Source organism: Roseateles koreensis (assembly GCF_028595305.1).
Lineage (GTDB): Bacteria > Pseudomonadota > Gammaproteobacteria > Burkholderiales > Burkholderiaceae_C > Paucibacter_A > Paucibacter_A koreensis.
The window spans coordinates 23,140-34,765 of the sequence record NZ_JAQQXS010000014.1 but is presented as its reverse complement, the minus strand read 5'-3'; the positions used below and the strand labels follow the sequence as shown (position 1 = coordinate 34,765).

Annotated in this window: 12 protein-coding genes; 9 read left to right on the top strand and 3 right to left on the bottom strand. The window is 61.9% G+C overall.

Translation table 11 applies throughout. The features are described from left to right. Positions 1-71 precede the first annotated feature (71 nt). Positions 72-362 (bottom strand): hypothetical protein, encoded by a 291-nt coding sequence (locus PRZ01_RS15280; RefSeq protein WP_273597665.1) that lies wholly within the window; start codon positions 360-362, stop codon positions 72-74. Between the two features lie 221 nt (positions 363-583). Here PRZ01_RS15280 and PRZ01_RS15275 point away from each other — a divergent pair, with 221 nt between their 5' ends. The 4 genes from PRZ01_RS15275 to PRZ01_RS15260 all read left to right on the top strand — a co-directional run bounded on the left by PRZ01_RS15275 (position 584) and on the right by PRZ01_RS15260 (position 5,146). Next, positions 584-1,321 carry an autoinducer binding domain-containing protein gene (locus PRZ01_RS15275; RefSeq protein ID WP_273597664.1) on the top strand — a complete coding sequence of 246 codons (738 nt, stop codon included), beginning with the start codon at positions 584-586 and terminating at the stop codon, positions 1,319-1,321. Positions 1,322-1,451: 130 nt separating this feature from the next. Then, the gene (locus PRZ01_RS15270) at positions 1,452-1,637 is read left to right on the top strand and encodes a hypothetical protein (RefSeq protein WP_273597663.1); all 186 of its coding nucleotides are present in this window, start codon (positions 1,452-1,454) and stop codon (positions 1,635-1,637) included. 72 nt (positions 1,638-1,709) lie between these two features. Then, complete coding sequence (locus tag PRZ01_RS15265; RefSeq protein WP_273597662.1) at positions 1,710-2,960, top strand: HlyD family secretion protein; 1,251 nt, start codon at positions 1,710-1,712, stop codon at positions 2,958-2,960. Beyond that, a complete protein-coding gene (locus PRZ01_RS15260; protein ID WP_273597661.1) occupies positions 2,960-5,146 on the top strand; it encodes a peptidase domain-containing ABC transporter in 2,187 nt (728 codons plus the stop codon). Before PRZ01_RS15265 ends, PRZ01_RS15260 begins: the two co-directional genes overlap by 1 nt. A 26-nt stretch (positions 5,147-5,172) precedes the next feature. Here the strand turns inward: PRZ01_RS15260 and PRZ01_RS15255 are convergent, their stop codons facing one another. Further along, a complete protein-coding gene (locus PRZ01_RS15255) occupies positions 5,173-5,445 on the bottom strand; it encodes a YkgJ family cysteine cluster protein (protein WP_273597660.1) in 273 nt (90 codons plus the stop codon). Between the two features lie 165 nt (positions 5,446-5,610). On the opposite strand from PRZ01_RS15255, the gene mnmG reads away from it, so the two are divergent. From mnmG to PRZ01_RS15235, 4 genes are all read left to right on the top strand, one after another. Next, positions 5,611-7,647: a tRNA uridine-5-carboxymethylaminomethyl(34) synthesis enzyme MnmG gene (mnmG, locus tag PRZ01_RS15250; RefSeq protein WP_273597659.1), complete on the top strand. Its 2,037-nt coding sequence runs from the start codon at positions 5,611-5,613 to the stop codon at positions 7,645-7,647. Next, positions 7,647-8,318 carry a 16S rRNA (guanine(527)-N(7))-methyltransferase RsmG gene (rsmG, locus tag PRZ01_RS15245; protein ID WP_273597658.1) on the top strand — a complete coding sequence of 224 codons (672 nt, stop codon included), beginning with the start codon at positions 7,647-7,649 and terminating at the stop codon, positions 8,316-8,318. Before mnmG ends, rsmG begins: the two co-directional genes overlap by 1 nt. Before the next feature lie 65 nt (positions 8,319-8,383). Next, complete coding sequence (locus tag PRZ01_RS15240; RefSeq protein ID WP_273597657.1) at positions 8,384-9,154, top strand: ParA family protein; 771 nt, start codon at positions 8,384-8,386, stop codon at positions 9,152-9,154. Next, complete coding sequence (locus tag PRZ01_RS15235) at positions 9,154-9,975, top strand: GNAT family N-acetyltransferase (protein WP_273597656.1); 822 nt, start codon at positions 9,154-9,156, stop codon at positions 9,973-9,975. Before PRZ01_RS15240 ends, PRZ01_RS15235 begins: the two co-directional genes overlap by 1 nt. Before the next feature lie 21 nt (positions 9,976-9,996). Here the strand turns inward: PRZ01_RS15235 and argC are convergent, their stop codons facing one another. Then, complete coding sequence (gene argC / locus PRZ01_RS15230) at positions 9,997-10,938, bottom strand: N-acetyl-gamma-glutamyl-phosphate reductase (protein WP_273597655.1); 942 nt, start codon at positions 10,936-10,938, stop codon at positions 9,997-9,999. Between the two features lie 57 nt (positions 10,939-10,995). Between argC and PRZ01_RS15225 the strand changes: the two genes are divergently transcribed. Continuing rightward, a complete protein-coding gene (locus PRZ01_RS15225; protein WP_273597654.1) occupies positions 10,996-11,577 on the top strand; it encodes an RBBP9/YdeN family alpha/beta hydrolase in 582 nt (193 codons plus the stop codon). The last annotated feature ends 49 nt before the right edge of the window (positions 11,578-11,626 follow it).

Below are 11,626 nucleotides of genomic sequence, written 5' to 3'. Positions count from 1 at the left end.
GCAGCTGACCCGTTAGTTGCGCGCTTGCATAGATCAGCAAATGTGCGGATGAACAGCGCGCAAAATCACCCTCAATGCAAGCCTGAAAGTGCCCGCTGCACCTCGTACTGCCACGGCAGGGTGTGGACGATTTCGTTAAGTTGGCGGGCCGACTCGAACGGCGCCAACACCTCCCCTTCAGCCGTGAGAAATTGAACATTGGTGATCAAAGCCATGGGGTCGACCATCGCCACCACGCCCGCTGGCATGCTGACCCAATCCCAGGCCACGCCAGCCCGTGTAAATCCGTCGTCACCTTGCCACAAGGTTTGCCCCAGCGCCGGATGTTTGGCGTCACCAGGAACCAACACTTGCGTGCTCAAATGCGCGAACTGCAAACGCTGAACGTGCAATGCTTTACACAAAACGCGGGGCCACGCATACACAATCCAAGCTGGGGTCATAAAAAACAATTTAAATTGCCAAGGAACAGCGCGAACGCTCGAAGAGCGCCCAGTGTGCAGATGCTGGCAACTTTCGGGTAGCTGTAAACCTTGTCAGGGATGCAACAGATTTGTCACTCGCTACATCGCGAGCGACACGCTTGAATTGGACGATAGCGATGCTGCAGGGAGGATACCAATCGGTACTCGAGGCGAAGTCTCGGGATCAGTTTCGAAGCGAAATCGTTCACTTCGCGCAGGGGCTTGGCTTTTCGACGGTGTCGGCGACCGCCGTGGTGGACCGTACGCCGGGAGTTTCTGATTTTGAAACGGTGGACAACACGCCGGCAGCCTATATTGCCCACTTTCAGGACAAAGAGACTTGGCGGAAGTGCCCAGTCATGCAGCACTGCAAGCGACAAAGTATCCCCATCGTATGGAATCAAGACACATACGTTGCTAGTGGCCAGGGTGACCTCTGGGAGGATCAAGCCAAATTTGGTTATCAGACAGGAATGGCGTTAGCCCTTCATATGCCTGACGGGCGTCATTTCATGCTGGGCATGGAAAGCAGCAGGCCATTGCCTACTGAATCAACAGTATTGACGCGCATGCTTGCTGATCTGCAGCTTTTTGCAGTCTACGCTCAAGAAGCAGCATGGCGCGTCATGCTACCTTCACCGCTGGGAACCTTTGGCCCCACACAACGCCTTACGCCGCGTGAATTAGAAGCTTTGCGTTGGACGATGGACGGCAAAACTGCGTGGGAAGTCGGCGTCATTCTTAGTATTTCTGAAAGAACAGCCGTTCTCCATATCAGCAACGCCATGCGCAAACTTGAATGCAATACGAAGCACCAAGCTGTCTTGAAGGCTCTTCGCCTAGGCCTCATCCGTTAACAACAACAGGCTATACATACTACGCTGACAACCCACAAGTGTCAGAGTTGACAGTTCCCGAACTAATCACCTTTTGTTGAAATTCGACCCAAGCACTCATTTGAGTGTGTTCAACAAACGGATGCTCAAAATGAACACTCAGACCCAATCCAAAGTCGTTACTCTCGAGATCACCGAAACTGCCCGCACTAGCGCGCCCGTTGAACTCAGCCTGGATCAACTGCAACAAGTGGGCGGGGGCATGCCTCGCGGCGGCTGGACCGACGAAACCGCCCTGGCTGTCGCAGCGACCACCACGGCCGCCAGCGCCCTGTAAATTCACAGCCCCGCGCTCTGCCGCCTCGGGCGGATGGGCGCGGAAGACGGCTGCTCCCGAGACCCGCAACGCATGCTGTTTCGCCCCGAAGCCTTGGCCGGTCAGCAAAAAAGCTGGCTCGGGCAGGTGCAGGTTTTGCCACCGCTGTCTCTCAAACTGCTCACCGCTGCGGCCGTGGGCAGTTTGTGTTTGGTCGCTGTCTTTCTGTGTACCGCTGAGTACACCCGCAAAGCCCGGGTGAGCGGCTATCTGGTGCCTGACCAAGGTGTGCTTCGCATCAGCACCCCTCAAACGGCAACGGTATTGACTCGCCTTGCAAGTGAGGGCCAACTTGTCAAGCAGGGTGATGTGCTGTTCGTGCTCAGTCTGGACAGTGCCAGCCAAACCCCCGAGGGCATTGCCCGCAATCTGAGTGCGCGCCAGCAAAGCCTGCAAGGGACTGCTGTGCAGCAACAGCAGTTGTTGCAAACCCAGTTGCAGGCGCTGAGTCAACGCCGCAGTGGCCTGCAGCGGGAGCTGGCCCAGTTGCAGGCCGAAAGCGCGTTGCATGCCGAGCGCCTGGCTTTGGCGGGCGAAGCGCTGGCGCGGCTGGAGTCGCTGAGCCGGGATCAATTCATTTCTGCAGCCCAAGTGCAGGCCAAGCGTGAAGAGGTGTTGGGCCTGCGCGGACAAGCCCAAGCCTTGGAGCGTCAGCATGAGGCCTTGCAGCGCGACCTGGAGGCCAGCGACGCCCAGGCCCGGGAGTTGCCGCTGCGGGCCCAGGTGCAGCAAGATGAAATTGGCCGCGATCTGGCTGCCCTGCAGCAGCAAGGTCTTGAAACTGAAGGCCGCCGCCGGCTGGTGTTGCGCGCCCCCAGCGACGGCGTCGTGTCCACCCTGCAGGCCGAGCCCGGCCAAAGTGTGAGCAGCGGCACGGTTTTGGCCAACGTGTTGCCGGCCCGCACGCAGATGTTGGCGCAGTTGTTTGCACCCTCCAGCGCGGTCGGATTTTTGCGCGCCCAGCAGCCGGTGCAACTGCGTTACCAGGCGTTTCCGTATCAAAAGTTCGGCCAGCAAAGCGGCCATGTGATGCAAATTTCCCGCACGCCATTGAGCCCAACGGAGTTGTCGGCACTGAATCTACCGCTCGTCTTGAGCCAGGGCGTGGCCAGCGAGCCGCTGTACCGCATCACCGTGCAGTTGGACCAGCAAACCGTCTCAGCCTATGGGCAGGCGCAGCCACTGGCAGCGGGCATGCAATTGGATGCCGATGTGATGCTTGAGCGGCGGCGTTTGATCGAGTGGATCTTCGAGCCCATTCTGAGCCTGGCACAGCGCGTCTGATGAATACCCTCAACACCGGCCTTTTGAAGCGCCTGAGCCTGGGTTGGCGGGGCGCACGGGGCGTGCCTGTGATTTTGCAGACCGAGGGTGCCGAGTGTGGCTTGGCCTGCCTGGCCATGATCGCGAGCGCCTTGGGCCACCATTGCGATTTGCGTCAGTTGCGCAGCCAGTTTTCCTTGTCGCTCAAGGGTGCCACCATGGCAGATTTGGTGCGCATGGCGGCGCAGTTGGGCATGAGCAGCCGCGCCTTGCGCGCCGAGCCAGAACAACTCGCGCAGCTGAACTTGCCCTGCATCTTGCACTGGGATTTCAACCATTTCGTGGTGCTGGACGCCGTGCGCGGCGATGTCGTCGAGTTGATCGACCCAGCGCACGGCCGCCGGCGTTTGCCCATGGCGGCGCTGTCACGCCATTTCACCGGCGTTGCTCTTGAGTTGAGGGCGAGCGCTGACTTCGCACCGCAGCCACGACCCGAGCCGCTGCACTGGCGGCAGCTGCTGGGGCGCATCACGGGGCTGCGGCGCTCGATGAGTTTGGTGCTGGGCCTGGCGCTGACCTTGGAGCTGCTGAATCTGCTGTCGCCCTTCTTGCTGCAATGGGTGGTGGACGGGGTGCTGGTGAGTGCCGACCACGATCTGCTGGTCACGCTGTGCATGGGCTTTGGCCTGTTGGTGCTGCTGCAGGTGGGCGTAGGTGCACTGCGCTCCTGGGCGGTGCTTTTTCTGTCTGCCACTTTGAACGTGCAATGGCTGAGCCAGGTGTTTGCCCATTTGCTGCGCTTGCCGCTGGCCTGGTTTGAGAAGCGCCAGATCGGTGACATTTGGTCCCGGTTCGGCAGCGTGCAGACCATTCAACGCGCCCTTTCTACCCAGTTTGCCGAGGCCTTGCTGGACGGCGCCATGGTGCTGGTCACGCTGGCCATGATGGCGGTGTACAGCTTGCGCTTGAGCGCGGTGGCCTTGGGTGCAGTCGCGTGCTACGCGCTGCTGCGGTGGTCTTTCTTCAAGCCGCTGCGCGAGGCGTCGGAAGAAGCTTTGGTGCATGAGGCACGCCAAAACGGCCACTTTCTGGAGTCGCTGCGCGGGGCGCAGGCGATCAAGCTCTTCAACGCCCAAGCGGAGCGCAGCGCCCGCTATGCCAATCTTGTGGTGGAGCAAATGAACGCGGCCATCGCCATTCGCCGCCTTGATTTGTGGATGGGGGTGGGCAACAAGCTGTTGTTCGGCCTGGAGCGCGTGGCCATCATCGGGCTGGGTGCCAGCCTGGTGCTGAGCCGCGAGCTGTCGGTTGGCATGTTGTTCGCCTTTCTCGCCTACAAAGAACAGTTCAGCCTGCGCCTGGCCAACCTGATCGACAAGACCGTGGAGTTGAGCATGTTGCGCTTGCAAGGCGAGCGCTTGGCCGACATTGTGCTGACCCCGCCCGAAGCCGCCGAGCAGGCCCTGGGCACGCAAGGGACGCTGCCGGGACAAGGGGCGCACCCAGTGACCGTGGTCGCCGCCAGCCTGGAGCTGCGCCAGCTGGCCTTTCGCTATGCCGACGGCGAGCCCTGGGTGATCCATGACTGCAACCTGCTGATCGAAGCGGGCGACTCCGTGGCCATCATCGGCCCCTCCGGTTGCGGCAAAACCAGCTTGTTGAAATTGATGCTGGGGATTCACGCGCCCCAGTCTGGTGAAATTTTGGTGGGCGGACAGCCCCTGCAAAAAATGGGGACCACCGCTTGGCGCAACTGCATCGGCACCGTGATGCAAGACGACCAGCTGTTTGCCGGCAGCATTGCGGACAACATCAGCTTTTTTGACCCCGACGCCGACCCCGCCTGGGTGCAAGAATGTGCCCGCATGGCCTGCGTGGCCGAAGAAATTCAGGCCATGCCCATGGGCTTTCAGAGCTTGATTGGCGACATGGGCCACAGCCTCTCGGGCGGCCAGCGACAGCGCGTGCTATTGGCACGGGCCCTCTACAAGAAGCCGCAGTTCCTGTTTCTGGATGAAGCCACCAGCGCGCTGGATGTGGAAAAAGAACGCCAGGTCAACGCCTCCCTGCGGGGCTTGAACCTCACCCGTATCGTGATCGCCCATCGGCCGGAAACCATTGCCGCAGCACGGCGGGTGATCGCACTACAAGGCGGCCGGGTGGCCCAGGATCTGCGCAGCGTGCCACCCACGGGCTTTCAGGCCTGAGGGGCCATGCCGTCTGCAGAGTGGGTTCAAGGCCCTGGCGCTGTCTCCCGCTCCATCCAACCCAGCCAATGCAGGGCTTGCTCGCGGCTGTCTCCGCACATCATTGCTGACGGCTGCAAAGAGCCGCACACAGCCGGCCGCTCCGGCTGACCAAAGATTTTGCAACGGTCATTCGCGTCGAGTTGTACACAGCGCACCCCGGCCGGCTTGGACACCCCATTGACCACCGGCATGCCCGGAATGGGGGAACTGATCGAAGGGGCGATACAACAAGCTGCGCAATGGTCACGGCATTTCATGGCGGTATTGTCTATGGCACAGGCCTTCAGCCGCCCGGAATTGACACTGCACGCGGCAATGACTTGCATCGGGCGGTGACTTATGACCCCCCGCGCCGTAAAATTCAAGGTTTGCCCGCGCAGCACTTTGCGCCCACCTGACCCAGCCGGCAACGGCCCGCACCCATGCTCTACCCCAAGGAATTCGACGTCATCGTGGTTGGCGGCGGCCATGCCGGCACCGAGGCCGCCCTGGCTGCGGCCCGCATGGGCTGCACCACCCTCTTGCTCAGCCACAACATCGAGACCCTGGGGCAGATGAGTTGCAACCCGTCGATCGGCGGGATCGGCAAGGGCCATCTGGTCAAAGAGGTCGATGCGCTAGGAGGCGCCATGGCGGCGGCCACCGATGAGTCGGGCATTCAGTTCCGCATCCTCAACGGCTCCAAGGGCCCGGCCGTGCGGGCCACACGGGCCCAGGCCGATCGTGTCTTGTACAAGGCAGCCATCCGTCATCGGCTGGAGAATCAAGCCAATCTGTGGCTGTTCCAGCAAGCGGTTGATGATTTGATGGTGGAGTCCGACGGCGTGCATGAGCGCGTGGTGGGCGCCGTTACGCAGATGGGCCTGCAATTCCGCAGCCGAGCGGTGGTACTGACCGCGGGCACCTTTCTCGATGGCCGCATCCATGTGGGCCTTGAAAACTATGCGGCCGGCCGCGCTGGCGATCCGCCCGCGGTGAGCTTGTCGGCCCGGCTGAAAGAATTGAAGCTGCCGCAGGGCCGACTCAAAACCGGCACCCCGCCGCGCATCGATGGGCGCAGCATCGATTTTTCCAAATGCGAAGAGCAGGCGGGTGACCTCTCTCCGGTGCCGGTGTTCAGCTTTCTGGGCAACGCGGCGCAGCACCCGCGTCAAGTGCCATGCTGGATCACCCACACCAATAGCCGCACCCACGACATCATCCGTTCGGGTTTCGACCGCAGCCCCATGTTCACCGGCGTGATCGAAGGCGTGGGGCCACGCTACTGCCCCAGCATCGAAGACAAGGTGAACCGCTTTGCCGACAAGGACAGCCACCAGATTTTTCTGGAACCCGAAGGGCTGACCACCCACGAGTACTACCCCAACGGCATCTCCACCTCCCTGCCCTTCGACATCCAGTTGGCCGCCGTGCGCTCCATTCCGGGCCTGGAAGACGCCCACATCTTGCGGCCCGGCTATGCCATTGAGTACGACTACTTCGATCCCCGGGGTTTGAAGTCTTCGTTCGAAACACGCGCTATCCAGGGCCTGTTCTTCGCCGGCCAGATCAACGGCACCACAGGCTATGAAGAGGCAGCCGCCCAAGGTTTGTTTGCCGGCCTCAACGCAGGCCTGCAGGTGCAGGGGCGCGACGCGTGGTTGCCTGGGCGCGATCAGGCCTATCTGGGCGTGCTGGTGGACGATCTCATCACCAAAGGCGTGACCGAGCCTTACCGCATGTTCACCAGCCGCGCCGAGTTTCGCCTGCAGCTACGGGAGGACAACGCCGACATGCGCTTGACTGAAATGGGCCGTGAATTGGGTTTGGTGGACGACATCCGCTGGGCCGCCTTCAATCGCAAACGCGACGCTGTTTCACGTGAAACAGAACGACTCAAATCAACTTGGGTGCACCCCAGCATCCTGCCCGCAGCGGATGCTGAACGATTGGTGGGCAAAGCGCTGGAGCGCGAATACAACCTGATCGACCTGCTCCGCCGCCCCGGCGTGGTGTTTGATACCGTGGCCGAGGTAGCAGCCCTTGCCAAGCCAGAGGCAGGTGTTTCACGTGAAACACTGATTCAAGAATTGGGCGACAACATGGCCGAAGCCGTGATCGAGCAAATTGAAACCGCCGTCAAATACGCCGGCTACATCAACAAACAAACCGAAGACGTGGCGCGCGCGGCCCACTACGAGAACCTGCGCCTCCCGGCCGAATTGGACTACAGCCAGGTGACCGCCCTCTCCTTCGAGGCTCGCCAGAAGCTGGCCAAACACCTGCCCGAAACCCTGGGCCAGGCATCCCGCATCTCGGGCGTGACGCCAGCCACCATCTCCTTGCTGCTGGTTTATTTGAAGAAAAAGCGCTTTAAGGGCTTCACTGAAAACACCTCGGCCTCTGCCCCTGCGGCTGTTTCGCCCCCCTCAACAGACATGCCCCCACACCTTCAACAACAGCCTGAAGGCGACTCTTGATGACTTCACACACCGCCTTGCGTGCACCCTTGTGCGCTGCAGCAGCCACCCTGAGCCTGAACCTCAGCGACGCGCAGATCGATCAATTGCTGGCCTATCTGGCCATGATCGAGAAATGGAACAAGGTCTACAACCTGACTGCCGTGCGCGACCCGCAGGCCATGCTCACCCAACACCTGGTGGACAGCCTCAGCCTCCTGCCCGCGCTGCGTCGCCATATCGCGGGCCAGCCCTTGCCACAATTGCGCCTGATGGATGTGGGCAGCGGTGGCGGCCTGCCCGGCGTGGTGGTGGCGATCTGTGAGCCCAACATTGACGTCACCTGTGTGGACGCAGTGGCCAAAAAGGCAACCTTCATCAAACAGGTGGCCGCCGAATTGCGCCTGCCCAACCTGCACGGCGAGCATTCACGCGTCGAGCAGTTGAAGACCCCGCCCTTTGACCTCATCACCTCGCGGGCCTTTGCCTCTCTGCTGGACTTCACCACCCTCACCCGCCAGCACCTCAAACCGAGCGCCATCTGGTTGGCCATGAAGGGCCAGCATCCGGCTGACGAGTTGGCCACCTTGGCTCAACTCAGCACTGACCTGGATGTGTTTCACGTGGAACAACTGCAGGTACCCGGCCTGGACGCCCAGCGTTGTTTGATCTGGATTCGCCCCAAAGCATGAGCTTCGCCGCCGCTCAGAAAGCGGATTCACCCGCTAATATTGCGAGTCACTAAAAAAACTATTCCATGGCCAAAATTTTCTGCATTGCCAATCAAAAAGGCGGCGTTGGCAAAACCACCACCACGGTCAATCTGGCGGCCGGTCTGGCCAAGGTGGGGCAGCGTGTGCTGGTGGTCGATCTTGACCCGCAGGGCAATGCCACCATGGGATCAGGCATCGACAAACGCGCGCTGGAGCTGAGCGTCTACGACGTGCTGCTGGAATCGTCCTCCGTGGCCGAAGCTAAGCAACACAGCGCCAAGGCGGGCTATGACGTACTGGGCGCCAACCGTGAACTGGCCGGTGCTGAAGTGGAGTTGGTGGAGTTGGAGCGCCGCGAGCGCCGCCTCAAAGCCGCGCTGGCTGTTGTCGACAAAGATTACGACTTCATCCTCATCGACTGCCCGCCCTCGCTGTCGATGCTCACACTCAACGGCCTGTGCTGTGCCCATGGCGTGATCGTGCCCATGCAGTGCGAATATTTTGCGCTGGAAGGTTTGTCGGACCTGGTCAACACCATCAAGCAGGTGCACGCCAACTTGAATGCCGATCTGCAAATCATCGGCCTGCTGCGCGTCATGTTCGACCCACGCATCACCTTGCAGAACCAGGTCAGCGACCAGCTCAAAGGCCATTTCGGCGACAAGGTGTTCGACACCGTGATCCCGCGCAATGTGCGCTTGGCCGAGGCACCCAGCTACGGTCTGCCGGGCGTGGTGTTCGACCCCTCATCCAAAGGCGCGCAGGCCTTTGTGGAGTTCGCCCGCGAAATGGTGCGCCGCATCGCCGCCATGTGATGCGCAAGCCGGACGCCACGCCTGACATGGCCCTCGCCCGCCGCGCCGAAGCGGCCGGACTCAACGCCAGCGCCCCGCCTCAACAAGCGTCCGTTGAGGGCTGGCTGATCCGCCTCTCGCCGGGCAAGGCCAAACGCTCGCGTTGCGTCAACGCCCTGGCCCAAGGCAGCCTTCCTCTGGATGATTTGCTGGCACGTTGCCAGGCCAGCTTCGACCACGCGGGCTTGCCTTTGATTGTGCGGCTGACGCCGTTCAGCCAACCGCTAGATCTGGACGCACGCCTGGCCGCCAAAGGCTGGCCCGCCTTTGATGCAGCGGATGTGATGGTGTTGGCTGATCTGCAAGCCTTCGGGCAAGCAACGGTGCTGCCTGCCGGCCAGCGCCTGCTTGCGGTGGATGCGCCGACCTATGCGGCGGCGGTCGGAGCCTTGCGCGGCTCCAGCGCCCGCGCTATTGAAGCGCATGCTGAGCGGTTGGCCGCCTCACCGGTGCCGTACCAGGGGTTTTTTCTGCAGCAAGTGGCAGAGCAGGCCGACCCGCGAACCGAACAACCAGCCGCTTTACTGGCCTGCGGCCAAATCGCCCAGGAAGGCCCGATAGCGGGCCTCTACGACATTTTTACGCCGCCGGAAGGGCGTGGCCAAGGTCACGCAAAAAACCTCTGCGCAGCGCTTCTGGCGCAAGCTCGCCGGCAAGGTGCCAGCGAAGCTTATCTGCAAGTGGGTTCAGACAACCTCACGGCCCAGCGCGTGTATGAGCGCCTGGGTTTTGTGTTTGCCTACCGCTACCACTACCGCAGCCCTCACGGCGTGGTGGACTGAACCCGTTGATACGCTGAGGCCTTACAAGCCCAGGCCTTCGTCCAGGCCCAGGTGCACATTCATGGCCTGCACGGCGGCACCGCTGGCGCCCTTGCCCAGGTTGTCCAGGCGGGCCATCACCAGAATTTGCGTGCCGCTGCCAAACACGAACAGGTCCACCCGATTGCTGTCATTGCAGGCCTGTACATCGAAGAAGCCTTCATTCAAAGTATCCGCATCCCGCAGCGGCATGACACGGATGAAGCGCTCACCCGCGTAATGCGCCACCAGCGCCGCCTGCACCTGCTCGGGCGTGGTGCCCGCGCGCAACTGGCTCAAATGCAAGGGCACGGTCACCGCCAGGCCTTTGTAGAAATTGCCGACGATGGGCATGAACACCGGGGCCATGCGCAGCCCCGTGTGCGCCATCATTTCCGGCAGATGCTTGTGGGCCAGGCCCAGCGCATAGGGTCGCGGCGACATCAGCCGGGCGTCACCGCCTGCCTCGTACTGCGCAATCATGGATTTACCGCCACCGGAGTAGCCGGTGATGGAGGTGGCCGTCACCCCTGCATCGGCACTCAACAAGCCGGCGTCCACCAAGGGCCGTACCGCCAGGATGAAGGCGCTCGCATGGCAGCCGGGGTTGGCAATGCGCTTGGCGGCGCGGATCTTGTCACGTTGGCCGGGCGCCAACTCGGGCAGGCCGAAGGCCCAGCCGGGCACCGTGCGATGCGCGGTGCTGGCGTCGATCAAACAGGTGTTGGGGTTGGTGATCATCGCGGCGGCTTCACGTGAAGCGTCGTCCGGCAAGCACAGAAAAGCCACATCGGCGGCGTTGAGCAAACGCGCACGTTCAGCTGCATCCTTGCGCTTGTCGGCATCGATGCGCAGCACTTCAACATCGTTGCGTGCTGCCAGATACTCGTTGATACGCAGGCCTGTCGTGCCTTCCTGGCCGTCCACAAACACCTTGAAACTCATCTTCACTTCTCCCGCACAATCGGCGCCAAATCAAATCAGCACGAAGCATACCAAGCGATGAAAACCCCACCCATTTATCTGCTTCCCGGTTGGCTCAACTCCGATCCCGATCACTGGCAAAGCCGCTGGGAAACCGCGCTGGGACACAGCCGGGTCGAACAAAGCGACTGGGAATGGCCACGGCGCGGCGACTGGATGGCACGCCTCGACGAAGTGCTGCTGGGCGACGCCCGCTTGAACGAAACGCCCGCCGTGCTGGTGGCCCATAGCCTGGGCTGCCAACTGGTGGCCAGCTGGGCCGCACACTCCCAGCACACCGCACGCGTGGCGGGCGCCCTGCTCGTGGCCCCGCCAGACAGCGAGCACCCACAGATGCCGCCCCAGCTGCACAACTGGCGCCCGATCGCGCGGCAACGCCTGCCCTTCCCCAGCGTGGCAGTCATCAGCACCGACGATCCCTTTTGCGCACCTGACCGCGCAGCGGAGATGGCCGCCGCCTGGGGCGCCAAGCTACTCGTCGCCGGGCCGCTGGGGCATTTGAACAGCGCCTCCGGCCTGGGCGACTGGCCAGAGGGTCAGGCCTTGCTGGCGGAGCTTTCGCAAAGCGCCGGCCCTGTGCACCGTGCAGGGCCGGCCTGAGCCCTGGCCGCCAATACCGCCGCAATACGGCCCCCACACCGCGAGTAAG